The organism is Pseudomonas sp. FSL R10-2189, from assembly GCF_009600325.1.
Lineage (GTDB): Bacteria > Pseudomonadota > Gammaproteobacteria > Pseudomonadales > Pseudomonadaceae > Aquipseudomonas > Aquipseudomonas helleri.
The window spans coordinates 31,803-58,331 of the sequence record NZ_WIVZ01000028.1; the positions used below are offsets into that span (position 1 = coordinate 31,803).

Here is a 26,529-nt window from a genome sequence, read left to right on the forward strand (position 1 = left end):
GCTGTCAGTATCTAGCCGGTGTTACGAGGCCTGCGCCTCAATAACATCGACAGGTTGAATCGTATCGTCACGCACGGCTGCGCCGAACTGTTCAATCATTTGCTGGACCAACGGGTCTGCGTAGATTGACTCTTCGGCCAGGCGCTGACGCTCTGCACGCAAGCGCGAAGCGGCCTGGGCCGGGGTTTCCTGCTCCGGCTTGACCAGCTCTATGGTCACTTTGAGTGTGCGCTGATGAAACTGGTTCAACGCATCATTCAGGCGGCGCTGCTGGGTCGAGTTAAACAGGGCGCTATGGGCCGGGTCCAGGTGCAACAGCCAGTCATCGCCATCAACCGCAATCAAGGTGCAGTTGGCGCCAATGCTGGCCGTCATCCCTGATACCGGTAATTGGGGGAACATGTTCAGCCATTCAAGGGCCAGGCCCGTGGCAGGCATGGCTGCCGGTAATGGCTCGGGCTCGGGTTGCGGCTCGACGGCATGTTCGCTGGCCAACTCGTCCAGGTAACTATAGGCCGCAGAATCCATGTCCGGCTCGATATAGTCCTCGTCCAGCGGCGGTTCATCGTCGCGGTCCATACCGGACAGCGCGGCGTCGACTTGCTCGGGCGTTGGCTCGTGAACAGGTGCGGCAACCCACTCCGGCGCGTCAGGCACCACGCTGTCCGGGGTCGGCAGCGGCATGGGCGGTAAATCCGGCTGCTCGCTGACAGTCTCGAGCACAGGCTCTGGCGTGATCTGGTCTTCGATGACCGGCGCCGGGCGCTCATTCCAGGGCAAGTCGATTTCGGCTGCTGGCGGTGCTTCAGGAGCCACCACAGGGGCCACCCGCTCAGGCTCAGGAGCCAAAACCTCAGCCACCGGCGCAGCAGCTACTGCCACCGGAACAGGTTCTGCGCGCGGCGTAACGGCTGGCGCAGCAGCCGTCGAGCCCGCCACGGTGTTGGCGGAATCAACTGTGGCCTGGCTGATCCCCACTGGCTTTAGCGGCTGACTCGGCGCATCGCCGGTGTCCGCCGGGCGGAAGGCCAGCATTCGCAGCAAGACCATTTCAAAGCCACCACGCGGGTCTGGCGCCAGCGGCAGATCGCGCCGGCCGATCAGGCCCATCTGGTAATAAAACTGTACGTCTTCGGCAGGCATCGCTTGCGCCAGCGCCAGCACCAGGTCGCGGTCGCCGTGACCGTTGTCGACGCCTTCAGGCAACGCCTGGGCAATCGCCACACGGTGGAAAACGTTGAGTATCTCGGAAAGCACGCCATTCCAGTCCGGGCCCTGCTCGGCCAAGTGCCGCACGGCCTCCAGCAGCGCCCGTGCATCGCCCTGGATCAAGGCGTGCAACAGATCAAATACCTGGCCGTGATCCAGCGTGCCGAGCATCGCCCGCACATCCGTCGCCAGCACTTTGCCTTCACCGAAGGCAATCGCCTGATCGGTCAAGCTCATGGCGTCACGCATCGAACCATCGGCGGCACGGCCCAGCAGCCACAGCGCATCGTCTTCGAACGGCACGTTCTCGACACTCAACACATGGGTCAAATGCTCGACAACGCGCTCAGGGGTCATGTTTTTGAGCGAGAACTGCAGGCAGCGAGACAGAATCGTCGCCGGCAGCTTTTGCGGATCTGTGGTCGCCAAAATGAATTTGACGTAGGGCGGCGGCTCTTCGAGGGTTTTCAACAGCGCATTGAAGGAATGGCTGGAAAGCATGTGCACTTCGTCGATCAGATAGACCTTGAAGCGCCCACGGCTTGGAGCGTACTGCACGTTGTCGAGCAGCTCACGCGTGTCCTCGACCTTGGTCCGGCTCGCGGCGTCGATCTCGATCAGGTCGACAAAACGCCCCTCATCAATCTCGCGGCATACCGAACACGTCCCGCACGGCGTCGAGGTGATACCTGTTTCACAGTTCAGGCATTTGGCGATGATCCGCGCAATGGTGGTCTTGCCGACGCCGCGCGTACCGGTAAACAAATAGGCGTGGTGCAGGCGCTGACTGTCCAGAGCGTTGATCAGAGCCTTGAGCACATGGGTCTGGCCGACCATTTCGCGGAACGAGCGCGGACGCCATTTACGTGCAAGAACCTGATAACTCATTGATAACCGTCGCGTCTGAAAAGCGGAAGGGGCTAATGCTAGCGGAGCAGGGGCAAAATTGCATCCGGTGCGCGCTTTTAACTGCTAAGGCACTCATGGCCAAGCATTTCAGGCAAACGTGAAAATACGTCGACCGGGCATTCAGCAGTCGAGATGTATAGATAAGAAGATTTTGTTTCTGGACTAAAAACCCTGCGAGTTGAGGATCTTTAAAATGGAGGCAACCCCACCAGCCACACCCCGGCACACAATGTTCCCGCTGTGGCTGCTGCCTTCCGGCTCTGACCAGGTTCACGGGTAATCGTTGCGGAGGGACCGATAGGGTCACCATAACAACATCCGCCTAGCAGCGAACGGCGCCATTGTACCTATCTGACGAAAACTTACAACCGCTGCTTCAAGAATAAAAAAATGAATGGGTTCAAGTACTTGGATTCGGGCATGTATTTGGCTCAGTAGTCGCTGCCGAAGGCTGCGATGAAGCTCGCGCAGGCTACGAGGCAACGGATTGCTTCGCAACCCTTCGCAGCCTGCGGCAGCGACTACAGGTTTTGCAGCCGTTACAGGCTAATACCCTGCTCTTTGAGGAACGCTACAAACGCTTCTTCATCCAGCACCTTGAGACCCAGCTCGTTGGCCTTGGTCAATTTGGACCCCGCCCCCGGCCCGGCCACGACGCAGTGGGTTTTGCCGGACACCGAGCCCGAGACTTTGGCGCCTAGGCTTTCCAGCTTTTCTTTGGCAACGTCGCGGCTCATCAATTCCAGCGAGCCGGTCAGCACCCAGGTCTGCCCGGCCAGCGGCAAGCCTTCTACGGCTTTTTTCTCGCTCTGCCAATGCATGCCGAAGTCGCGCAGTTGCGCTTCGACGTCCAGCGCCAGTCGCGCATTGTCCGGGTTGTCGAAGAACTCGCGCACAGCCTTGGCTTGCTTTTCAGGCAAGGCCTGACGCATGTCCAGCCAATCGGCGTTGATCACGCGCTCAAGGGTGTCAAATTTGTCGGCCAGCTTCTGCGCGCCCCCCGGCCCTACGGACGGAATGTGCAGCTTGTCGATCAACCCGCCCAAGGTCGCGCTGGCGGCAAATTCAGCGCCCAGCTCACCTTGATCCTGCAATTGCAGACCGCGCTCCAGCAATTGACCAATCACTTGGCGGTTGTGATCATCGCTAAAGAAGCTGTGGATCTCGTGAGCCACTTCCAGGCCCACGTCCGGCAAGTACGTGAGCACTTGCGGCAACGCACGCTGCACGCGCTCCAGAGAGCCCAATGAGCGCGCCAGGACTTTGGCTGTCTCCTCGCCTACATCAGGAATACCCAATGCGTAGATAAAACGCGCCAGTGTCGGACGCTTGCTGTCGGCAATGGCCGCCAACAAGTTGTTGCTCGACAGCTCGGCAAAGCCTTCAAGGTCGACGATTTGCTCAAACGACAGGGTGTACAGGTCGGCCGGCGAACTCACCAGACCTTCATCGACCAACTGCTCAACGCTCTTTTCTCCAAGGCCTTCAATGTCCATGGCCCGTCGCGAGACGAAATGGATGATCGCCTGCTTCAATTGCGCACCACAGGCCAGCCGCCCGACGCAGCGGTACACGGCACCTTCGCTGACGGTTTCGCGACCCTTGCTGCGCTTGATCAATTGCGTGCGCTCGACGTGGGAGCCGCACACCGGGCAGTTTTGCGGGATGTGCACCGGGCGCGCGTTGTCAGGGCGCCGGTCGAGCACCACTTGCACCACCTGCGGGATCACATCTCCGGCACGGCGAATGATCACGGTGTCGTGAATCATCAGACCCAAGCGTGCCACTTCGTCCATGTTGTGCAACGTGGCATTAGACACGGTCACGCCCGCCACCTTGACTGGCTTCAGGCGTGCAACCGGAGTGACTGCCCCCGTTCGCCCGACCTGAAATTCAACATCCAGCAGTTCGGTCAGTTCTTCCATTGCCGGGAATTTATGGGCGATTGCCCAGCGCGGTTCACGGGCGCGAAAGCCCAGTTCGCGTTGCGAGGCCAGGCTGTTGACCTTGAACACCACGCCGTCGATTTCATACGCCAACGAGGCACGACGCTCACCAATGTCACGGTAGTAGTCCAGGCACTCGGCAATGCCTTTGGCCAGTTTCAACTCGTGACTGATGGGCATGCCCCACTGCTGCAACTGCTTGAGATTGCCAATGTGCGTGTCGGCAAACTCTTCAGAAACTTGCCCCAGCCCATAGCAGCAAAACTCCAGCGGACGGCTGGCGGTGATTTTCGAATCCAGCTGGCGCAGGCTGCCAGCCGCTGCGTTACGCGGGTTGGCAAAGGTTTTGCCACCCGCCGCAAGCTGGGCTTCATTGAGGCGGTCAAAACCCGCCTTGGACATAAACACCTCGCCGCGCACTTCAAGTACCGCTGGCCAGCCGCTGCCCTGCAACTTGAGCGGGATATTGCGCACGGTGCGCACGTTGACGCTGATGTCTTCACCGGTGGTGCCATCACCTCGAGTCGCGCCGCGCACCAGAACGCCATCCTGATACAGCAAGCTGACCGCCAGACCGTCGAGCTTGGGCTCGCAGCTGTATTCAACTTCTGCACCGCCGCCGAACAGGTCGCCAGCCGGTAAATCCAGCCCCTCGCTGACACGCCGATCAAATTCGCGCATGTCGGTTTCATCAAACGCGTTGCCCAGGCTCAACATGGGCACTTCGTGACGCACTTGAGTAAAGGCCGACAACGCCGCACTGCCCACGCGCTGGGTCGGCGAATCTGCCGTCACCAGTTCCGGGTGCTCCGCTTCCAGGGCTTTAAGCTCACGAAACAGCCGGTCGTACTCGGCGTCCGGGATGCTCGGCTCGTCGAGTACGTGGTAGCGGTAGTTATGCTGATCCAGTTCAGCGCGCAGCTCTAAAATGCGGGTATTGGCGGCGGTCATGGGGGGTTTCTCTCACAAAGCAAATGAGCAGCCGAGGCTGCTCATGTGTTAATTCATAGTGCACTCAGCGGGAGCGATCACGCGGCCCCCACGGCTTTAGCGTTTTTGAGTCAGGGCACGACGCTCGAATTCGACGATGCGCTGGCGGTAATGCTCAATAGTCTGAGCCGTCAACACACTGCGCTGGTCGTCTTTGAGTTCGCCGTTGAGTTCCTGGGACAACTTGCGGGCCGCTGCCACCATCACATCAAACGCCTGCTTGGGATGACGCGGGCCTGGCAAGCCGAGGAAGAAGCTCACCGCTGGCGTGCTGAACAGATCGATGTCGTCCAGATCGAACACGCCCGGTTTGACGGCGTTGGCCATGGAGAACAGGACTTCGCCATTGCCGGCCATGCTTTCGTGACGGTGGAAAATATCCATCTCACCGAAACGCAAGCCGCTCTCAAGAATGTTCTGCAGCAGCGCCGGGCCTTTGAAACCTGCCGGGTCACGGCTGATAACGCTGATGACCAGCACTTCTTCGGTTGCCGGTGCAGGCTCTTTGTTTTCTGCCGCAGCCACCGCTGGCGTCTGACGCCCACGTGGCTTGGTTTCAACAGGGGCATCATCGTCACGCGCACTGAAGCTTGGACCGTCATCATCAAGATCGAGGTTGAGGTTCAAGTCACCCTGGCTTGGCTCACTGGCACGTTTACCGCGCTTGGAGGACTTCTCACGGGGCGGCATGCTTACCGATGGCAGGTCATGCTCATCGAGCTGCGGCTCTTTGTGATCCGGCGTATCCAAAACCCGTGACGGACCTAACAGCTCAGCGCTGTTTTCCTCGTCAGGCACATTGGAAAAACTGCGGTCAAGACGAAACTTGAGCTTCCCTTTACCGCCACGCATACGACGCCAGCCGTCAAAAAGAATACCGGCGATGACCACTATGCCGATGACTATCAGCCACTCGCGCAGACCGATTTCCATGTAATCCCGTGCCCCTAAAAAATGATTCTATGAAGAAGAGCCTAAAGCCCTTTAAAACGTGGCGCCAACTCTATGTTCTGAATGACGTTTTTCCACGTGCAAAAAAATTAGACGCTAAATTAACACGACCAAAGATAACTTTACACCGTCTGTCACCTTGAGTTAGGCCCATGTAGCTGCTGACCTACACGTCTCATCAGCCAAATCTGTAGGGATTTTCTTACATGAAGAAAATTTTACCCCTACTTGCTTATAGCTCATGCATCGACCATTGCCATTGCTTCCTCAACATCAACCGCAACAAGACGTGAACAACCTGGCTCATGCATCGTCACCCCCATCAACTGATCAGCCATTTCCATGGCGATTTTGTTGTGGGTGATGTAGATGAATTGCACGGTCTGGGACATCTCTTTAACCAACCGCGCATAGCGCCCCACGTTCGCGTCATCAAGCGGTGCATCAACTTCGTCGAGCATGCAGAACGGCGCCGGATTGAGTTTAAAAATGGCAAAAACCAATGCCAGAGCCGTCAATGCCTTCTCACCACCGGACAGCAAATGAATCGTGCTGTTCTTTTTGCCCGGCGGCCTCGCCATGATCGTTACCCCTGTATCGAGTAAATCTTCGCCCGTCAGTTCCAAATAAGCGCTGCCGCCACCGAAAACTTTTGGGAAAAGTGCCTGTAATCCACCATTTATCTGATCAAAGGTGTCTTTGAAGCGACTGCGGGTTTCTTTATCAATCTTGCGAATAACGTTTTCCAGGGTGTCCAGTGCTTCGACCAGATCGGCATCCTGGGCATCCAGATAACGCTTACGCTCGGACTGCTGCTGGTATTCATCAATGGCCGCGAGGTTAATCGCACCCAAACGCTGAATGCGCGCAGCAATCCGCTCAAGTTCCTCTTCGGCCTGCTGCTCATTGAGTTCGTTACTCAATGTTGCCAGCACCCCGTGCAAGTCATAACCGTCTGCCAGCAACTGATCTTGCAAGGCCGTGCGCCGAACTGTCAGCGCCTGCCATTCCATACGCTGCTGCTCAAGCTGGCCACGAATCAGTTGAGACTGTTGCTCGGCCTGGTTGCGGCGCTTTTCAGCGTCGCGCAATTCACGGTCCGCATCTTCAAGAGCCAATTGCGCAACTTTAAGTTCCTCGTCAACGCTCAGGCGTTTATCCAGCAACTCTTCAAGTTTAAGGCGCAGCTCTTCAAGAGGGGCTTCGCCCTCCTCCAGATTGAGGGTGAGCTGCTCACGCTTTTCAGCGAGCCGCTCAGATTGCAGCTCCAGCCGCTCCAGCGCCTGACGGGTCGAGTCGTGCTGTGCCCTGAGTGAGCCCAAGCGCACCGCCAATTGGTGGGCGTGATCCTTGTGCTGGCGGGCTTCTTGACGCACCCGGTCAAGGCGTTCGCGCAAGCTGTCGCGCTGAGCCAGCAGCAGCTCGCGCTGCTCGGTGTCAGTGGCCATCGCATCCAGCGCTTGCTGCAAGTTCAGGCGCGCCTCACCAACGTGTTCATGCTCCAGCGCACGCTGCTCGCTGAGCTCGGCCAGCTCTTCGTCAAGCCGCCGACGACGCAAAGTCAACTGTTCAACTTTGGCTTTGCTGGCCGACAGCTTGGCTTTTATCTCGCCTTGTTGACGGGCTTCGTCCTGCAAGCGGCGACGAACCTGCTCACGCGCGTCTTCTTGGGCGACTTGCTGCTCACGCAAGCGTTGCAACTGATCTTCAAGGGTCGCCAAGGTGGCTTCACGCTCTTCGCGCTCAATTCCCAGACGCTGGATTTCCTGGCCGCGGGCCAGCACGCCGCTTTCGGCTTCACTGGCGCGGCGCACACGCAAAAAGTTGCGCCCGACCCAATAACCGTCACGGCTGATGAGGCTTTGGCCGTCGGCCAGTTGCCCGCGCGCTGCCAGTGCCTGTTCAAGGGTTTCGACCGGTTTGACCTGCCCCAGCCAAGGCGCCAAGTCAAAATCGGCTTCGACTTTGTCCAGCAAACTGCCCGCGATGCGGCTCGCGGTGGCGTCGGCGCTGAACAGGCGTAAATCACCTTGGGCAAAGCCCGCCAGATCCACTTGGGAAAAATCATCCACCAACACGGCCTGGAGGTCGGCACCCAGCACCGTTTCGACCGCAAGCTCCCATCCGGCTTCAACCCGCAGGCCTTCCGCCAGACGTGGACGCTCAACCAATTGCTGCTCACGCAGCCATTCGCCTGCACCGGCGCCAGGGTCCAACGCGGCTTGCTGCAACGCTTCAAGGGAAGCCAGACGACCGTTAAGCCGCTGCAACTCGCCCTGGGCCTGCTGCTGATTTTGCGTGGCTTGCTGCAAGTCGTGACGCACTTGCTCAAGGCGCTCGATCACCTGTTCTTCGCTGGCTTGCAGCTCTTCCTGGGTCAGCTCGCTGGTCGCCAGCAACTCACTCAGTTCAAGAATCGCTGCATCTTCTGGGTCTGCTGCGAGCAAGGCGCGCTCTTCGGCCAAACGACGCTGGCGTTCAGCCACGCGCTCCATGCTGGTTTCCAGTTGCTGAATACGCGCTTGCAGGACTTCGGATTGGCGTTGCGGCTCAGCCGAGCGCAGGTTGAAGGCATCCCACTGCTCTTGCCAGGCATGCATGGTGACTTCGGACTCTTCGAGCGCGGCCGCCGACTCTTCAGCGGCGGCGCTGGTCAGTTCCTGTTCGGGCACCAACATGTCGAGCTCTTCACCCAGCGTTGCCAGCATCGTACGGTCATGGCCCAAATGCGACTCGGTTTCAAGGCGCGAGCGCTCGGCTTCGCGCAAGTCGTCTTGTAACTGACGCAAACGTTGCTGGCCGTGCTGGATGCTTTGTTCGACGCGGGCGATGTCGCCACCCACCGAATAGAAGCGCCCTTGCACCAAATTAAAGCGTTCTGACAGGTCGTGATGCCCGTCACGCAGGCGTTCGATGCTGGCATCGGCATTGCGCTGCTCAGCGACCAAGGCCTCAAAGCTGACTTCTTGATCGCCAATGATCGTTTCGCGCTGCCCCACTTGCTCGTTCAGGGCTTGCCAACGCAACGCGGACAACTGCGCCTTGAGCTGACGCTCTTCGGCTTTGTATTCCTGGTACTTCTCGGCGGCCTGGGCCTGACGGTGCAGACGCTCAAGCTGGCGACCCAACTCTTCACGCAAGTCGGTCAGGCGCGCGAGGTTCTCGTGGGTGCGACGAATCCTGTTTTCGGTCTCGCGGCGTCGCTCCTTGTACTTGGAGATGCCGGCCGCTTCTTCGATAAAGTTGCGCAGGTCTTCGGGCTTGGACTCGATCAGCTTGGAGATCATGCCCTGCTCGATGATCGAGTAGCTGCGTGGCCCCAGGCCGGTGCCGAGAAAAATATCGGTGATGTCACGACGACGGCACTTGGTGCCGTTGAGGTAATAGGTGGTCTGGCTGTCGCGGGTCACCTTACGGCGGATGGAGATCTCGGCGTAGGCCGCATATTCGCCCAGCAGTGTGCCGTCGGAGTTATCAAACACCAGTTCAATGCTGGCCTGGCTCACGGGTTTACGGCTGGTGGAGCCGTTGAAGATGACGTCGGTCATCGACTCGCCGCGCAGGTTTTTGGCCGAGCTTTCGCCCATTACCCAGCGTACGGCGTCGATAATGTTCGACTTGCCGCAACCGTTGGGGCCAACCACGGCCGCCATATTGCTCGGAAAGTTAACCGTGGTCGGGTCAACGAAGGATTTGAAGCCCGCCAGTTTGATGCACTTGAGACGCACGCTTAGGCAACCGTCAAGGCGGACAACACCAGGTCACAGCTGCGCTGAGCATATCGGCTCAGTACGACACGAATTTGCGAAAAATCACGCGCCAGAACCGCCTCAAGCAGCTCTGCGAACAGCGCCAGAAACTCGCTCATCTCGGCCTTGCGTTGTTCCAGTGCCAGGTAATAGGCACGGCTCATGGCCGGGTGCAGGTTTTCGACGGTTTCTTGCAGATACGGGTTATCGGCAAACGGGTAGGCAGCGCGCATCACGTTGAAGCTGTCTTCAACAAAGGCGCTGATGTCCTGGCGCTCGTAGCTGTCGACCAGACGCTGCTGGATTTGCAGGAAAGGCCCCAGGTCAGACGGCGCTGTCCAGCGCTGCGCAACGGCATTGCCGAGCAGGATGTACATCTCGCTCATCAACGTGCACAGGCTCTGCACCTTGTGCGCAGTGAGCTCGGTGACATGCGCGCCACGCCGTGGAAGGATCGCGATCAAGTGTCGACGCTCCAGGATCAACAACGCTTCGCGCACAGAGCCGCGGCTGACATTGAGCGCCAGCGTTACCTTCTGTTCTTGAATGCGTTCTCCAGGCTTGAGCTCGCCACGAATAATCCGCTCAGCGAGGTGGTGAGCTATTTGCTCGGCGAGGCTATCCGGCGCCTTGAACGTCATGTTGTACCTTCAAAATCTTCGATCAGTGCAGGCGGCGGAGTGTAACGCACTTGCGCGGTGCAAGCAGAGTGTCTCGGGCGCCGAATGTGGCACGAAATAAGCAAATAAATCGTGTTGTGATCAGTCACCGGGATGACTCACTGGCATTTCTTGACCCTGAAGTCAGCAATGACTAGATTCAATTCATCCCGCCCGATAAAAATAGTGCAGTGCGAGGCCGCCCGTGATCCAGTTTTTAATTAATCAGACGCTGCGCACTGAACATGCACTGGACCCCAACCTCACGGTACTCAATTACCTGCGTCAGCACCTGCACAAAGCCGGCACCAAGGAAGGCTGTGCCAGCGGCGATTGCGGCGCCTGCACGGTGGTTGTTGGTGAGTTGCATACTGACGAGCAAGGCACTGAAGGCCTGCGCTATCGCAGCCTGAATGCCTGCCTGACCTTCGTTTCGGCCTTGCATGGCAAGCAGTTAATCAGCGTCGAAGACCTCAAGCACCAGGGCCAGCTCCACAGCGTGCAGCAGGCGCTGGTCGACTGCCACGGCTCGCAATGCGGCTTTTGCACACCCGGCTTTGTCATGTCGCTGTTTGCCCTGCAAAAAAACAGCCCTGACGCCAACCACCATCAGGCCCACGAAGCACTGGCCGGCAACCTCTGTCGCTGTACCGGCTATAGACCGATCATGGCCGCCGCCGTGCAAGCCTGCTGCTCAGCGCCTGCGGACCAATTTGATGCACAACACGGCGCGACCCTGGCCAAGCTCAAGGCCATCCGCCCCGTCGGCGCCAGCGAACTGAATAACGGCGACAACCGTTGCCTGCTGCCGCTTACGCTTGACGAGCTGGCCCGTGCCTATGCAGCGCATCCCCAGGCGCGCCTGCTGGCGGGCGGGACCGACCTGGCGCTGGAGGTCACGCAACTTCACCGCAGCCTGCCGGTGATGATTGCTCTCGGGCAGATTGCCGAGCTAAAGCGCATCGAACGCTTTGCCGATCGCCTCGAAATCGGCGCTGCAGTGACGCTCGCGGATGTTTACCACACGCTCAACGCCGAATACCCGGACTTCGGTGAGCTGTTACAGCGTTTTGCTTCGCTGCAAATTCGCAACCAGGGCACCTTGGGCGGCAACATCGGCAACGCTTCGCCCATTGGTGATTCGCCACCTCTGCTGATTGCCCTCGGCTCACAACTGGTTTTACGCAAAGGGGCTACACGTCGCACGCTGGCGCTGGAAGATTACTTTCTGGACTACCGGGTGACCGCCCAAGCTGAAGGCGAATTCATCGAGAAAATCGTCATCCCGCGCGCCAAGGCCAGCCATTTTTTTCGCGCCTATAAAATCTCCAAGCGTCTTGATGACGACATCAGCGCCGTGTGCGCTGCGTTCAATCTGCACATCGAAAACGGCGTGGTGATCGACGCCCGCATAGCCTTCGGCGGCATGGCAGGCACGCCCAAACGCGCCAGCGCCTGCGAGGCGGTCTTGCACAACGCGCCCTGGAACAACGCAACGGTGGAGCGAGCCTGCAACGCCTTGTCGCAGGATTTCAGCCCGCTCTCGGACTTTCGCGCCAGCAAGGAATACCGCTTGCTGTGCGCGCAAAACCTGTTGCGCAAATACTTTATCGAACAGCAAACCCCGGACCTTCAAACGCGGGTAACGGCTTATGTCTAACTCTCACGCGATCGAAATGTCCCAGGCTGAACTGAGCGCCCTGTTTGCCCAGGATTTGAAAACCGGTGTGGGCCGCAGCGTCAAACATGACAGCGCAGATAAACATGTGTCGGGCGAGGCACAGTACATCGATGACCGGCTGGAATTCCCCAACCAGTTGCACGTGTACGCGCGTTTGTCTGACCGAGCCCACGCACGCATCATCCGCATCGATACCGCGCCCTGCTATGCCTTTGCCGGTGTGCGACGGGTGATCACCCACGAGGACATCCCCGGCCTCAAAGACATCGGCCCGCTGTTGCCGGGCGATCCGTTATTGGCCATCGATACCGTGGAGTTTTTCGGGCAGCCGGTACTAGCGGTGGCCGCCAGCGACCTAGACACCGCCCGCAAGGCAGCAATGGCGGCCGTGATCGAGTACGAAGACCTTGAGCCAGTACTTGATGTCGTAGAAGCACTGCGCAAAAAACACTTTGTGCTCGACAGCCATACTCACCAACGTGGCGACGCCAGCACCGCGCTGAGACAGGCCACCCATCGGCTGCAAGGTCAACTGCACATCGGTGGGCAAGAGCATTTTTACCTTGAAACACAGATCTCTTCAGTCATGCCCACTGAAGACGGCGGCATGATCGTGTATTGCTCAACCCAGCACCCGACCGAGATCCAGAAGCTGGTGTCCGAAGTGCTGGGCGTACCGATGAATAAAGTCGCGGTAGACATGCGCCGCATGGGCGGCGGATTTGGTGGCAAAGAGACCCAGGCGGCCAGCCCCGCGTGCTTGTGTGCGGTGGTTGCGCACCTAACCGGGCAACCAACCAAGATGCGCCTGCCACGCAGCGAAGACATGCAGATGACCGGCAAGCGTCACCCTTTTTATATCGAGTACGACGTCGGCTTCGATGACAACGGGCGGCTGCAAGGTATCCAACTGGACCTGGCGGCCAACTGCGGCTACTCGCCCGACTTGTCAGGGTCCATTGTTGACCGCGCCATGTTTCACGCCGACAACGCGTATTACTTGGGCGATGCCACAATCCATGGGCACCGCTGCAAAACCAACACGGCCTCCAATACGGCGTATCGCGGCTTCGGCGGCCCGCAAGGCATGGTCGCCATTGAGGAGGTCATGGACCGGATTGCCCGGCATTTGCACCTGGACCCGCTGGCGGTGCGCAAGGTCAATTACTACGGCAAAACCGAGCGCAACGTGACTCACTATTACCAACCCGTGGAGCACAACTTGCTCCATGAAATGACCGCCGATCTCGAAGCCAGCAGCCAATACGCGCAGCGCCGTGCAGCGATCAAGGCCTTCAATGTCAGCAGCCCGATCCTGAAAAAAGGCCTGGCCCTCACCCCGGTCAAATTCGGCATTTCGTTCACTGCCAGCTTTCTCAACCAGGCCGGAGCGCTGATACACATTTACACCGATGGCAGCATTCACTTGAACCACGGCGGCACAGAAATGGGCCAGGGCCTGAATATCAAGGTCGCACAAGTGGTGGCCGAGGTGTTTCAGGTGGAAGTCGACCGCGTGCACATCACCGCCACTCATACCGAGAAAGTGCCCAACACCTCACCCACGGCGGCCTCCAGCGGGGCAGACCTGAATGGCAAGGCAGCGCAAAATGCGGCTCAAACCATCAAGCAGCGATTGATTGAGTTTGCCGCAGAAAAGTACCAGGTCAGCGCCCAGGACGTGGTGTTCCATAACGGATTGGTACGCATCGGTGAACAGATTCTGAGTTTTGCAGCACTGATCCAGCAGGCCTACTTCGGCCAAGTCTCGCTCTCCAGTACCGGCTATTACAAAACCCCGAAGATTTTTTACGACCGCAGCCAGGCCCGTGGCCGGCCGTTTTACTACTACGCTTTTGGGGTTGCCTGCGCAGAGGTGATCGTCGACACCCTGACCGGGGAATACAAAATGTTGCGTACCGACATCCTGCATGACGTGGGCGCTTCGCTGAACCCGGCCATTGATATGGGCCAGGTTGAAGGCGGCTATGTGCAGGGCGTGGGCTGGCTGACCAGCGAAGAACTGGTATGGAACGCCAAGGGCAAGCTGCTGACCAGCGGCCCGGCCAGCTACAAGATCCCGGCGGTGGCCGACATGCCATTGGATCTGCGGGTGAAATTGGTCGAAAACCGCAAAAACCCGGAAGACACGGTGTTCCATTCCAAAGCCGTGGGCGAGCCGCCCTTTATGCTCGGTATTGCCGCGTGGTGCGCGATAAAAGACGCGGTCGCTAGCCTCGCCGATTATCGCGTGCAACCGGCTATTGATACGCCTGCCACGCCGGAACGGGTGTTGTGGGGCTGTGAGCAGATGCGTAAGGCTGTAGTCGCTGCCGAAGGCTGCGATGGGTTGCGTAGCAGCCCTGAAAAACCGATGGTCCTGCGGCCCTTATCGCAGCCTGCGGCAGCGACTAAAAATGAGCGAGGGCCAAACCATGAATGAGTGGATCCGCGCACTGGCCGATTTGCAGCAACAGGGCGAACCGAGCGTACTGGTCACGCTTATCGAAGAACAAGGCTCAACGCCCCGAAATGCGGGGGCAAAGATGTTGATCTGCGCCAGCCAGGTCTACGACACCATCGGTGGTGGCCATCTGGAATTCAAAGCCATGCACATCGCCCGCGAGATGCTCGCTAGCCACTCACAGGGGCCGCATGTGCAGCGCTTCAGCCTAGGCGCCAGTCTTGGCCAATGCTGTGGCGGCGTGGCCGTGCTGCTGTTTGAACCCATGGGCCAGGTGCAAGCGCACATAGCCGTGTTCGGCGCCGGGCATGTCGCCCGCGCGCTCGTGCCCCTGCTGGCCAGCCTGCCCTGCCGCGTGCGCTGGATTGATTCACGGGAGCAAGAATTCCCGGCATTCATACCGGCCGGAGTACGCAAAATTGTCTGCGAAGACCCGGTCGATGAAATCAATACGCTGCCAGCGGGTTGCTACTGCATCGTCATGACGCATAATCACGCCCTGGACCTGGAACTCAGCACCGCCCTGCTTAAACGCAACGACTTTGCCTACTTCGGCTTGATTGGCTCAAAAACCAAGCGCATGAAGTTTGAACATCGCCTGCGTGAGCGCGGCATCAGCGCCGACCCTCTGCAGCGTATGCGCTGCCCGATGGGCTTAAATGAAGTGAAGGGCAAGTTACCGATTGAAATCGCGATCTCCATCGCCGGCGAAATTATCGCCACTTATAACGCCCACTTCGGCCAGCACACTGCCTGCGCCGAACCGATTAGCGCTGAACCCCTTACACAATTGGTGGCGTCTTCGCGACGCAGCCATGCCACGCACTGAGAGTTGTTATGACCTGTAAAGCCTACCGCGCCGCCATTCTGCACAGCATCGCCGACCCTGCCGAAGTCGGGATAGAGGCCTCCTACGCGTATTTTGAAGATGGCCTGCTGGTGGTCGAGGACGGCAAAATCACCGCGCTGGGCAATGCCCTGGACCTGCTCGAGACGTTACCTGCCGACACTGACATTACCTTCTACAGCGATGCGCTGATCACCCCGGGCTTTATCGACACCCATATCCATTTCCCACAGACCGGAATGATTGGCGCCTACGGCGAGCAGCTGCTCGACTGGCTGAACACCTACACGTTCCCGTGCGAAAACCAGTTCGCCGACAAGGCACATGCCGAGAAAGTCGCGGATATTTTCCTGAAAGAGCTACTACGCAACGGCACAACCACGGCCCTGGTCTTCGGCAGTGTGCACCCGCAATCGGTAGATGCCCTGTTCGAAGCCGCACAACGTCTGGACCTGCGCCTGATCGCAGGCAAAGTCATGATGGACCGCAATGCACCGGACTACCTGACAGACACTGCCGAATCAGGCTACAACGACAGCAAGGCGCTGATCGAACGCTGGCATGGTCAAGGCCGCTTGCACTACGCCGTGACCCCGCGTTTCGCGCCGACCAGCACACCAGAACAATTAACCCTGGCGGGCAAGTTGTTGAGCGAATACCCGGACGTGTATTTGCACACCCACATCAGCGAGAACCTTCAGGAAATCGAGTGGGTCAAATCGCTGTTCCCGGAGCGCAAAGGCTATCTGGACGTGTACGACCATTACCAACTCTTGGGCGAACGCTCGGTCTTTGCTCACGGCGTGCACCTGTGCGATGAAGAATGCGCGCGCCTGGCTGAAACTGGCTCCGCCGTGGCCTTCTGCCCGACGTCCAATCTGTTTTTGGGCAGCGGCCTGTTCAACTTGCCGATGGCCGAAAAGCACAAGCTCAATGTTGGCCTGGGTACCGACGTAGGCGCCGGGACAAGCTTCTCGCTGCTCAACACCTTGAACGAAGCCTACAAGGTGATGCAACTGCAAGGCGCACGCCTCAACCCGTTCAAGTCGCTGTATTTGGCCACCTTGGGGGGCGCACGGGCACTGCGCCTGGAAGACAAGATCGGCACCCTGAAACCGGGTACCGACGCAGACTTTGTGGTACTGGACTACAACGCTACGCCGCTGATGAGCTATCGCCTGCAACAATCCAAAGACATCGCCGATACGTTGTTTGTGTTGATGACTTTGGGTGACGACCGCACGGTTGAGCAGACTTACGCAGCAGGGAACCTGGTGCATCAGCGTTAAAGTACTGGCAAAGACACTTGTAGTCGCTGACGAGGGACGAGGCTGCGATGCGGGCCGCAGGGCCTTATGGGGCCGCTTCGCAACCCATCGCAGCCTCGTGCCTCGTCAGCGACTACAGGTTAACGATGGCTTTTGCCTTTGGTTTGCAGCAGGTGCGAGAACACCGCATGCAAATCGTCCGAGGCGCCTTCTTCGTCGAGGTTGAGCTTGCTGTCGATGTGGTCCATGTGATGCATCATCAGGTCCACTGCCAGTGCACCGTCACGGGCTTCGATGGCATCGATCAGTTGCATGTGCTCGTCGTAGGAGCAGTGTGAGCGGTTGCCGCTTTCGTACTGGGCAATAATCAACGACGTTTGCGACACCAGGCTGCGCTGAAAGCTAATCAGCGGCGCGTTCTTGGCGGCTTCAGCCAGCTTCAAGTGAAACTCGCCCGACAACCGAATGCCTGCACCACGATCGCCCCGCGAGAAACTGTCGCGCTCGTCCTGGACCATTTTGCGCAACTCAGCCAGATCATCCGCCGTAGCATGAACCACGGCCAATTCCGTAATGGCTTTTTCCACCAGACGGCGAGCAAGAAAGACTTGGCGCGCTTCTTCAACACTCGGGCTAGCTACCACTGCGCCACGATTGGGGCGCAGCAATACAACCCCTTCATGGGCCAGACGCGAGAGTGCGCGGCGGATAATGGTCCGACTTACGCCAAAGATTTCGCCCAGCGCCTCTTCGCTCAACTTTGTGCCCGGCGCCAGACGCTGTTCGAGAATGGCCTCGAAGATATGCGCGTAGACAATATCGTCCTGGGTTCCGCTGCGACCGGCCTTGCCGGCGCGGGCGGGTTTCTTGAGAGGCTGCAACTGTTCGTTCATGGGCACTCGAATGGGAAAAGCGGCGGCAAATTGAGCGTTACGTTTATACGTAAACGGGCCTCGCTGACAATGAATTAATGCAAGAAAACTGGCCGCATTGTACACAAGCCCGAGTGTATGCACGACTGTATGGCCGTTTGATATCCCGGCTGTATTGCAATGAAATGTTACTTTTGCGTTTAGGCTTGCGCACTGTTCACTGTCTTATCAAGAACAGCTTTTGCAGAGCACTCTGCCCAGTACAAGGAATTGCGTTTTATGACCGACGCCACTCAGCCACGCTTGCACCCGTTGGCCGACACCTCACCTTCTGCGGTGGTCGCGGGTTTCATTGCAATGATGACCGGCTATACCAGCTCATTGGTGCTGATGTTTCAAGCAGGCCAGGCAGCAGGTTTGACCAGCGGACAAATCTCTTCATGGATTTGGGCGCTGTCCATTGGTATGGCCATTTGCAGCATAGGCTTATCCCTGCGTTATCGCACCCCCATTACCATCGCCTGGTCAACGCCCGGCGCGGCCTTGCTGATCACAAGTTTAGGTGGCGTCAGTTACCACGAGGCCATCGGTGCGTACATCACATGTGCCGTGCTGGTGATTATCTGTGGGGTAACCGGGAGTTTTGAGCGCCTGGTCAAACGCATTCCGGCGTCCCTGGCTGCGGCATTGCTGGCCGGTATCTTGTTCAAGATCGGTAGCGAGATATTTGTCGCTGCGCAGCATCAGACCGGCCTGGTGATCGGCATGTTTTTTACCTACCTGATCGTCAAACGCCTGTCGCCGCGCTACGCGGTATTGGCCGCGCTGGTGATTGGCATCGTGATTTCGGGGTTGCTCGGGCTGCTGGATTTCAATGGTTTCGCCCTGGAAGTGGCCGTGCCGGTGTGGACCACGCCTTCCTTTTCGCTGGCAGCCACCATCAGCATCGGCATCCCGCTGTTTGTGGTCGCCATGACCTCGCAGAACATGCCGGGCATCGCCGTGTTACGCGCCGACGGTTATACCGTGCCCGCTTCGCCGCTGATTACCACCACGGGGGTAGCCTCGCTGCTGCTCGCCCCTTTTGGTTCACACGGGATCAACCTGGCGGCCATCAGCGCGGCCATCTGCACCGGGCCACATGCCCATGAAGACCCCAAAAAGCGTTACACCGCGGCCATGTGGTGCGGGATTTTCTATGGCATTGCAGGCATATTTGGCGCCACATTAGCCGCCTTGTTTGCCGCCTTCCCTAAAGAACTGGTGCTGTCGATTGCGGCCTTGGCACTGTTTGGTTCGATCATCAACGGCCTGACTATTGCCATGACGGAGTCCAAAGAGCGAGAAGCTGCGCTGGTGACGTTTATGGTCACCGCATCAGGCATGAGCCTGTTCTCGGTCGGCTCTGCGTTCTGGGGCATCGTAGCAGGCGTGTTGACGCTGATGATTTTGAACTGGAAAACCCGCTGAGTCATGGCTCAACGTGGGCTGCGATCTTTTTCAACATCCAAAGATCGCAGCCTTCAACGGTTTCATTAAATCGCTAAAGCCCCGCCATCAATTGCCAAGGCATGACCCGTGGTAAATGCTGCACCGTCCGAACACAGGTACAGCACAGCACTCGCTACCTCCTCTACCGTGCCCACTCGCCCGACCGGGTGCATCGCCGCAGCGAACTCCGCCTTTCTCGGATCTGCCTCGTACGCGCGGCGGAACATGTCGGTGTCAATCACGCCCGGGCACACCGCATTCACGCGGATCTTTTTCTTTGCGTATTCAATGGCTGCCGACTTTGTCAGACCAATCACTGCGTGCTTTGACGCCGAGTAGATACTCATCTTCGGCGCGGCGCCAAGGCCAGCCACGGACGCAGTATTGACGATCGCTCCACCGCCCTGGCTGAGCATCAGAGGCAACTGATATTTCATGCACAACCACACACCTTTGACGTTCACGCCCATGATTGCGTCGAATTCATCCTCGGTGCCGTCCGCCAAGCGGCCGTGCTCGATTTCGATGCCAGCATTGTTGAAGGCGTAATCCAGACGGCCATAAGTGCTGAGGATCTGCTCCATCAAATGTCTGACGTCCGCCTCGAGGGCGACATTGCAACGTACAAATGCTGCGCTGCCACCGGCGGCCTTGATCAGCTCGACAGTGCCCTCCCCGCTCGCGGCATGCAGATCGGCCACAACGACCTTCAAGCCCTCGGCCGCAAAGGCCAGTGCCGTGGCCCGCCCGATACCGGCACCGGCCCCGGTCACCACAGCCACTCGCCCGGAAAACGTCATGCTCATTATTCTTATCCTCAAAGGGGAAAATCTGTTTTCAGTGTAGGCACACCCAAACAACTTATTTATCGAAGTGATATAAGTCCGCCTACCAACATCATCCCAATTGATGAAAAAGCATTCGTAAGATCATGTTCGCTTGCCGACACGGCCCAGAACGTCTATCAACCTCCTTTTCCTTAATGATGAGTGCCTACGATGACCGCCGAGACTAACCGCCAATTCCTTCTCGCCAAACGCCCCGTCGGCGCAGTAACCCGCGACATTTTCACCTATCAACAGGTGCCTGTGGCTGAGCCCGGCGACGGGCAAGTCGTGGTTAAAAATGAATACCTGTCCCTCGACCCCGCAATGCGCGGCTGGATGAATGAAGGCAAGTCCTACATTCCCCCGGTGGCTCTCGGCGACGTGATGCGCGCTCTGGGCGTCGGCAAAGTCGTTGCCTCGAATCATCCCGACTTTAGCGTCGGTGATTACGTTAACGGCGCGCTGGGCGTACAGGACTACTTTGTTGGGGAACCCCGCGGTTTCTACAAAGTTGATCCCAAACTGGTGCCTTTGCCGGTGTACTTGTCAGCGCTGGGCATGACCGGCATGACCGCCTACTTCGCGTTGCTCGACGTGGGAGCACCTAAAGCCGGAGACACCGTGGTGATTTCTGGCGCTGCGGGCGCCGTCGGCAGCATTGCCGGGCAAATCGCCAAGCTCAAGGGCTGTCATGTGGTCGGTATAGCAGGCGGGAAAGACAAATGCGCCTACCTGATTAATGAGCTGGGCTTTGACGGCGTGATTGACTACAAGAACGAAGACGTTCTCGCGGGCCTGAAACGTGAATGCCCTAAAGGGGTCGACGTATATTTCGACAACGTGGGCGGCGATATTCTGGATGCTGTGCTCAGTCGCTTGCGTTTCAAGGCTCGCGTAGTCATCTGCGGCGCGATCAGTCAGTACAACAACAAGGAAGCTGTCAAAGGGCCAGCGAACTATCTGTCACTGCTCGTCAATCGTGCGCGTATGGAAGGGTTTGTAGTGATGGACTATGCAGACCGTTACGCAGCGGCCGCACAAGAAATGGCTGCTTGGCTGGCCAAAGGCCAACTTAAAAGCAAGGAAGACATTGTTGAAGGGCTGGAGACTTTCCCCGAAACCCTGCTCAAGCTGTTCAGCGGAGAAAACTTCGGCAAGTTGGTACTGAAGGTTTAAAACATAGGTCGCCGCAGCCCAGGCTGCGGCGACTTCACTCGCGCTTAAGCTATTTCGGCAACAACGGCAGCCAATGCTTTGGCCGGATCAGCCGCTTGGCTGATCGGGCGACCAATAACCAGGTAATCAGAACCCGCATCCAACGCCTGACGCGGAGTCAAAATGCGACGCTGATCATCCTGAGCACTGCCAGCAGGGCGAATCCCCGGCGTTACCAATTGCAGCGACGGATGTGCGGCCTTCAGCGCTTGCGCTTCCAGAGCCGAGCACACCAGCCCATCCATCCCGGCCTTCTGTGCCAAAGCAGCCAAACGCAGCACTTGCTCTTGTGGCTCGATGTCCAGGCCGATGGCGGCGAGGTCTTCACGCTCCATGCTGGTCAATACCGTGACACCGATCAACAACGGCTGCGGGCCGGTACGCTTGTCCAGCTCTTCACGGCAGGCGGCCATCATGCGCAAGCCGCCCGAACAGTGAACGTTAACCATCCATACGCCCATCTCGGCAGCAGCCTTTACGGCCATCGCGGTGGTGTTGGGGATGTCATGGAATTTTAGGTCCAGGAAGACCTCAAAGCCTTTGTCACGCAACGTACCCACAATCTCAGCAGCGCAACTGGTGAACAACTCTTTGCCCACTTTTACGCGGCACAGTTTCGGGTCCAACTGATCAGCCAATTTCAGTGCGGCGTCACGCGTAGGGTAATCCAGGGCGACGATGATAGGAGTCTGGCAGTCGGACATTAGCGGGTTCTCAGGCTGGTCGAAATCGGCGCGCATTGTAGCGGAAGCCGCCGCCTACCGGCACCCGATGATCGTATTTTCATAACTTTAATCATCTTGAGGTGATCACACGCGCACGAAAAAATAACCGGCCTACAATGAAATCACTGATAACTCACACACTTAACGGGATAGACAGCACTACGCTTCGCAAATTATTTGCTCAGCTACGTGCCCTTCAAGGAGAACACAATGCCCTGGTATGGTTGGATAATACTCATCGTAGTCATCGGCGCTATAGTTGGCGGCCTGATGACCCTGCGCGACACCGCCGACAAAGTGGAGCTGACCGATGAGCAGCGCAAACGCGTTGCTGAACGCAATGCCGAAATGGACGCGAAAGAATCAAAGGACCGCTAAAACGTGGGCAGTCCTCAGCGCTCGTTCAAGAATGAGCCCTGAGGACAAAAACCTATACACAAATGCATGAAGTGTCTGTGCAATGTCTCGAAACTCAGGGCTATGATGCGTCATTGCACAAAGAGGCAGCAGCCATGCGTTACTCACCCGATCACAAAGCCCTGACGCATCAGCGCATTATCAAAGAAGCAGCTGGCCTGTTTCGACGTGACGGGATTGGAGCAACCGGCCTGCAGCCCCTGATGAAATCCTTGGGCCTGACCCACGGTGGCTTTTACGCTCACTTCGCCTCAAAAAACGAACTGGTTGAAAAAGCCCTGCAACAGGCAGCATGCGAAGTCGATGGCCTGTGTGCCGACATATTCAGTCAGCCGCAGCCACTGCATGCGTTTATTGATACATACCTCTCGCAATGGCACGTGACCTCGCCTCATGAAGGCTGCCCATTGCCAACCATGTCTGCAGAAATGGCACAGCAAGGCCACGCAAGCCCGACGACCGACAGTGTTATCAACGCAAGGCTCAAACAAATCGAAAGCACTCTGCCGGGCACTGAGGCTGAAGACCAGAGCATCATGATATTCGCCAGCTTGGTGGGCGCATTGGTGCTTGCCCGAAGCGTTGAGAGTGACGCGTTAAGAGAAAAAATTCTGGATGTAACACGTAAAACACTGAAGCAATCAGTCGAGTAAAAGCGGCTGCAAACAAAAAAGGCCAGTCACTGACTGGCCTTTTGCATTCCCACGCTTTACTTAGTTAACGGCAACCCGATCCCGGTTCTTGTCAAAAATGGCTTTGCCTATGCCTTTGACTTCCAGCAACTCATCGGCCGAAGCAAAAGCCCCATTTGCCTCACGGTAAGCAACGATTGCTTTAGCCTTGGCGGCACCAACACCGGACAGTTCGCGCTGAAGTGTCGCCTCATCTGCCGTATTGAGGTTGATTGTCATCACTTGCACATCAGGTGAAGCCGTCGCAGCCACGACCGGTGCACCCGCTTCTGCCACAGGAGCAGCATGAGCCACGTTGGAAATACCAACTATCAAAGCCAAAAACATCGAAGAGAGCAAGGCAATACGCATAAGTGACACTCCAATACATCGTTAAGTGGAAACAGCTTTCCTGAGCTGTACTCCAAACTTAGGCGATGGTTGAAGGGTGTCAAAAATGTGTCAGTTGCAGGGTGTGTACTCGAAATCAACAGCGCAGAAATTTAATATTTAGTTTGCTGATAAACAGGATAAAAAGTCCTACGCCTTGAATATATTTATAGAAAAAAACCTGTCCGCTCAAAGGGGCTAAACAAGCGAATCATGACCCTCCAAGAGTTACAACTTCTGACAAATAAATGCGTACACGTTACTATTCACGCATTTACAAGGTTCCTTTCCTACAATGTAAGCCGAGGTAACAGGCTATGATTTACATCAAAGCGACGGAGGCACTCAAGAGAGCGCCTGCTAGTCGGCACCCTGCAGACATAAAAAATCGACAGACCAGGGTGATGAACCATCCCGCATTATTTAAATTTCACATAAGCCGTATCTTCGGCCCCGAAGCAAATATCGTAATAGTGTCTCTTTAACTTAGGCAGACAACCATTAGAAATAGCCTCAGCATTTTCATCCGTTGCATATTTCACATCTGGCAGACCAAGCCTTTTAATAACGTATAGACCTCCGTCATATTGATACGAAAATGCTTTAGGCAAAATAGTTTTTACCAGAGGATACGCAGTCACTATGACTTCAGTACCTGGGGAATTTTTCAGTTCACCATCGACCCGAATATATTTTACATCATCGTGTCCGCTATTATTTATGTCACTAATAATGTTCATAGCAGTTTGTTCAATATGGTCATTTTCTATTTTAAAAGCGTTATGTGCAGCATAGACAAAGCCAACCATATAAACATAAGGAATGACTAGGATATATCGAAGCACCCTAACCGAAGCCCAGCACAAAGGTATAAGCATGGCCGAGACAAATCCACCAAAACCGATATACCCCCTAGCGAAGAATAGTGGTTGCTCGCTAAAAATCATGACACCGGGAATTAGCAACACAAACATAAAGAAAGCCAAAACGCTTGACAAAGCCAAAGCAATTGGACTTATAGATTTGTGATTTGATATTAATAAATTGGAAATTGCCAAAACATAAGCAGCGACTATACAGAAAACGAAAATCTCAAACCCCATGCTTTGACTGTTAGAAAATATCGAAAATGAAGATGTAAAATTATCCAATACTTTCAAAACACCTGATTTATTCAAACCTACAGCAGAGCTATATTCCAGAAAATATTTATTGACCGGTGTTAGGGGGATTATGATTTTAGAATAAACAAGATATCCGACAATAAAACCGACACCTCTGTTAATCAGTCTTAACACGGCGGCTCTAAAATCCCCTTTTGTCGCGACATATAAGAATTCGACGACTGTCAGAACAGCAAAAATATTCACTGAAACTTGATAAGTAGACAATGTCAGCGTCACAAATGCGGCAGTAACCAGAACGTACAAAACTGTTCTTTTGAATGCAAAACAAAACGGCAGCAAGGCAAACGCAACAGAAAGCACCATAAAAGGCGAATCGTATTTGAAATGCAAATTCGAACTAAACAGAGGATTTAGGATTAAGGGACATATACAAAAGGCGAAAAGAATATCTCTACCGTTAGAAAATCTCTCAGACAACATAGAAAAAACAAAGCACAAAAAAACCACTGCCAATATTAAAGGTGCCGGAAATAAATCAGGCATAATATCGCTTTGCAGAGTTAATACATTATAAAAAATCTCTGCGAATGGTCTTGCATCCCCCGACCACCCTTTAATACCTAGGACAACCCTATACAAGTCATCCATATAGTAAACATTAGAACTAATAATGGGGATTAAGGCCACCCCCAATATCACCAGGCATGAAATAAAACATTTTTTGCTGTAAATCATTTTCCGTGCCTTTTGAGGATATACCGCGGTCGTTGTTTTACTTCTGTGTATATGCGCCCGATGTATTCACCCAGTACACCAATACCTATCAGTTGAATACCACCAAGAAAAAGAATGGAGACGAGTAGTGATGGATAACCAGGCACATCATTACCCCAGATAACTTTATCAACTACCATGAAACTCCCATACAAAAATGAACAGGTAGCCACGAACAACCCTAAATATGTCCAGACTCTTAGAGGGAGAGATGAAAAGCTGGTTATTCCTTCTATCGCCAGATTCCATAATTTCCAGCCATTAAACTTTGAATCACCTGCAGACCTCTCTGCTCTTGTGTATTCAACCAGTTCAATATTTCCGCTTGCCCATGACAATATACCTTTCATAAATAGATTACGCTCAGGCAGCAGCTTAACATTTTCGACTGCCTCTCTTGACATCAGTCGAAAATCACCTACATTTTCTTCGATTCTTGGCGTACTGATTTTATTATGAAACCTATAAAACCACTCGGCTGTTTTTCTTTTCAACCAGTTTTCTTTAGAGCGATCAGTACGCTTGGCTAACACTACATCAGCCCCTAACTGCCATTTCCTAATAAGCTTCGGAATTACTTCAATGGGATCTTGCAGATCTACATCAATTGGAATTACGGCATCTCCAGTCGCATACTCTATACCCGCAAATAGCGCTGGCTCTTTACCGAAATTTCGGGTAAAGCTTAGCGCCATCACTAAACTATCTATAGCCGCAAATTCATTAATAATCAATTCTGTTGTATCGTGACTACCGTCATTTATGAAAACAATTTCTACTTCATACTCGCTCATTTCTTTGTTTTCACGAACAGCTTTATAGAAGATAGGTATTGCATCTTCTTCATTAAAAACAGGCACAACCAATGATATTTTCATTATTTAATATCTTTAAAAACAATTAATTTTGAGTAAAAGAAGCCCACAATCAAGCTGATGGCAGAAAATGTTACCAGCGTTAAAATTGGCGGCAAGTTTATTTGATCGGCAAAAAAACCAGATACGTAGCTTAATGCCCCCATAAAAGCAACAAACGCAATGTACCTGACTGTCGTAGGCTTTTTCTGGAACGTTACATACGAATTAGCAAAAAAAGAAAATGTAACAGCAATACAGAAAGCATATAGATTTGACGTAGCTTGACTGCAGTCTTCCTTATAAACCAGCCATGCAAATACAACCCAGTGCAGCATAGTATTGACTACACCCACAGACAAATATTTTAAAAAAAGCTTGCTCACTTTTAATACCCCTCAAGCTTTTTATAAAAAAATTGGACTTGCAATCTAACACAACAGGCAGCTGTGTATAATACCCACCGAAAAGTTACTCAATAACTCACCACCAA

20 protein-coding genes and 1 other RNA gene are annotated in these 26,529 nt (G+C 55.5%); 8 read left to right on the forward strand and 13 right to left on the reverse strand.

The window, feature by feature from the left end; all coding sequences use genetic code 11:
- Positions 1-21: 21 nt before the first annotated feature.
- The 6 genes from dnaX to GHO32_RS18900 all read right to left on the reverse strand — a co-directional run bounded on the left by dnaX (position 22) and on the right by GHO32_RS18900 (position 10,395).
- Complete coding sequence (gene dnaX / locus GHO32_RS18875; protein ID WP_153335976.1) at positions 22-2,097, reverse strand: DNA polymerase III subunit gamma/tau; 2,076 nt, start codon at positions 2,095-2,097, stop codon at positions 22-24.
- Between the two features lie 224 nt (positions 2,098-2,321).
- An RNA gene (gene ffs, locus GHO32_RS18880) (signal recognition particle sRNA small type) lies at positions 2,322-2,418 on the reverse strand.
- A 239-nt stretch (positions 2,419-2,657) separates the two neighbouring features.
- Positions 2,658-5,015: an NAD-dependent DNA ligase LigA gene (gene ligA / locus GHO32_RS18885; protein ID WP_153335977.1), complete on the reverse strand. Its 2,358-nt coding sequence runs from the start codon at positions 5,013-5,015 to the stop codon at positions 2,658-2,660.
- A 96-nt stretch (positions 5,016-5,111) separates the two neighbouring features.
- Positions 5,112-5,987, reverse strand: a complete 876-nt coding sequence (gene zipA, locus GHO32_RS18890; RefSeq protein WP_153335978.1) for a cell division protein ZipA — start codon at positions 5,985-5,987, stop codon at positions 5,112-5,114.
- 257 nt (positions 5,988-6,244) lie between these two features.
- Entirely contained in the window at positions 6,245-9,733 is a 3,489-nt protein-coding gene (smc, locus tag GHO32_RS18895) for a chromosome segregation protein SMC (RefSeq protein WP_371924464.1), read from the reverse strand.
- 2 nt (positions 9,734-9,735) lie between these two features.
- Entirely contained in the window at positions 9,736-10,395 is a 660-nt protein-coding gene (locus GHO32_RS18900; RefSeq protein ID WP_048368483.1) for a GntR family transcriptional regulator, read from the reverse strand.
- 223 nt (positions 10,396-10,618) lie between these two features.
- On the opposite strand from GHO32_RS18900, the gene xdhA reads away from it, so the two are divergent.
- From xdhA to guaD, 4 genes are read left to right on the forward strand one after another with little or no spacing between them, the layout of a single operon-like run.
- Positions 10,619-12,073, forward strand: a complete 1,455-nt coding sequence (gene xdhA, locus GHO32_RS18905; protein ID WP_371924463.1) for a xanthine dehydrogenase small subunit — start codon at positions 10,619-10,621, stop codon at positions 12,071-12,073.
- On the forward strand, positions 12,066-14,537 hold the full coding sequence (gene xdhB / locus GHO32_RS18910) for a xanthine dehydrogenase molybdopterin binding subunit (RefSeq protein WP_256670962.1): 2,472 nt from the start codon (positions 12,066-12,068) through the stop codon (positions 14,535-14,537). Before xdhA ends, xdhB begins: the two co-directional genes overlap by 8 nt.
- Positions 14,530-15,387, forward strand: coding sequence for a xanthine dehydrogenase accessory protein XdhC (gene xdhC / locus GHO32_RS18915; RefSeq protein WP_153335979.1), 858 nt, complete (start codon positions 14,530-14,532; stop codon positions 15,385-15,387). Before xdhB ends, xdhC begins: the two co-directional genes overlap by 8 nt.
- 8 nt (positions 15,388-15,395) lie before the next feature.
- Complete coding sequence (gene guaD / locus GHO32_RS18920) at positions 15,396-16,694, forward strand: guanine deaminase (RefSeq protein WP_153335980.1); 1,299 nt, start codon at positions 15,396-15,398, stop codon at positions 16,692-16,694.
- A 119-nt stretch (positions 16,695-16,813) separates the two neighbouring features.
- Here guaD and GHO32_RS18925 read toward each other — a convergent pair whose 3' ends face one another.
- Positions 16,814-17,566 (reverse strand): GntR family transcriptional regulator, encoded by a 753-nt coding sequence (locus GHO32_RS18925; protein ID WP_153335981.1) that lies wholly within the window; start codon positions 17,564-17,566, stop codon positions 16,814-16,816.
- A 258-nt stretch (positions 17,567-17,824) separates the two neighbouring features.
- Between GHO32_RS18925 and GHO32_RS18930 the strand changes: the two genes are divergently transcribed.
- Positions 17,825-19,015 carry a benzoate/H(+) symporter BenE family transporter gene (locus tag GHO32_RS18930; RefSeq protein ID WP_048368489.1) on the forward strand — a complete coding sequence of 397 codons (1,191 nt, stop codon included), beginning with the start codon at positions 17,825-17,827 and terminating at the stop codon, positions 19,013-19,015.
- A gap of 65 nt (positions 19,016-19,080) precedes the next feature.
- Here GHO32_RS18930 and GHO32_RS18935 read toward each other — a convergent pair whose 3' ends face one another.
- Entirely contained in the window at positions 19,081-19,842 is a 762-nt protein-coding gene (locus GHO32_RS18935) for an SDR family oxidoreductase (protein WP_123750453.1), read from the reverse strand.
- A 192-nt stretch (positions 19,843-20,034) separates the two neighbouring features.
- Between GHO32_RS18935 and GHO32_RS18940 the strand changes: the two genes are divergently transcribed.
- On the forward strand, positions 20,035-21,039 hold the full coding sequence (locus tag GHO32_RS18940; RefSeq protein WP_123750452.1) for an NADP-dependent oxidoreductase: 1,005 nt from the start codon (positions 20,035-20,037) through the stop codon (positions 21,037-21,039).
- Between the two features lie 44 nt (positions 21,040-21,083).
- Here GHO32_RS18940 and pyrF read toward each other — a convergent pair whose 3' ends face one another.
- On the reverse strand, positions 21,084-21,782 hold the full coding sequence (gene pyrF / locus GHO32_RS18945) for an orotidine-5'-phosphate decarboxylase (protein WP_162208464.1): 699 nt from the start codon (positions 21,780-21,782) through the stop codon (positions 21,084-21,086).
- Between the two features lie 231 nt (positions 21,783-22,013).
- Here pyrF and GHO32_RS18950 point away from each other — a divergent pair, with 231 nt between their 5' ends.
- Together GHO32_RS18950 and GHO32_RS18955 are read left to right on the forward strand one after the other, a co-directional pair.
- The gene (locus GHO32_RS18950) at positions 22,014-22,181 is read left to right on the forward strand and encodes a DUF2897 family protein (protein ID WP_082148642.1); all 168 of its coding nucleotides are present in this window, start codon (positions 22,014-22,016) and stop codon (positions 22,179-22,181) included.
- Between the two features lie 134 nt (positions 22,182-22,315).
- Complete coding sequence (locus GHO32_RS18955) at positions 22,316-22,873, forward strand: TetR/AcrR family transcriptional regulator (protein WP_123750553.1); 558 nt, start codon at positions 22,316-22,318, stop codon at positions 22,871-22,873.
- 60 nt (positions 22,874-22,933) lie between these two features.
- On the opposite strand, the gene GHO32_RS18960 is transcribed toward GHO32_RS18955, so the two are convergent.
- From GHO32_RS18960 to GHO32_RS18975, 4 genes are all read right to left on the reverse strand, one after another.
- Positions 22,934-23,263, reverse strand: coding sequence for a helix-hairpin-helix domain-containing protein (locus GHO32_RS18960; RefSeq protein WP_153335982.1), 330 nt, complete (start codon positions 23,261-23,263; stop codon positions 22,934-22,936).
- 437 nt (positions 23,264-23,700) lie between these two features.
- On the reverse strand, positions 23,701-25,143 hold the full coding sequence (locus GHO32_RS18965) for a glucosyltransferase domain-containing protein (RefSeq protein WP_153335983.1): 1,443 nt from the start codon (positions 25,141-25,143) through the stop codon (positions 23,701-23,703).
- Positions 25,140-26,060, reverse strand: a complete 921-nt coding sequence (locus GHO32_RS18970; protein ID WP_153335984.1) for a glycosyltransferase family 2 protein — start codon at positions 26,058-26,060, stop codon at positions 25,140-25,142. Before GHO32_RS18970 ends, GHO32_RS18965 begins: the two co-directional genes overlap by 4 nt.
- Entirely contained in the window at positions 26,060-26,422 is a 363-nt protein-coding gene (locus GHO32_RS18975; RefSeq protein WP_323368793.1) for a GtrA family protein, read from the reverse strand. Before GHO32_RS18975 ends, GHO32_RS18970 begins: the two co-directional genes overlap by 1 nt.
- Positions 26,423-26,529 lie beyond the last annotated feature (107 nt).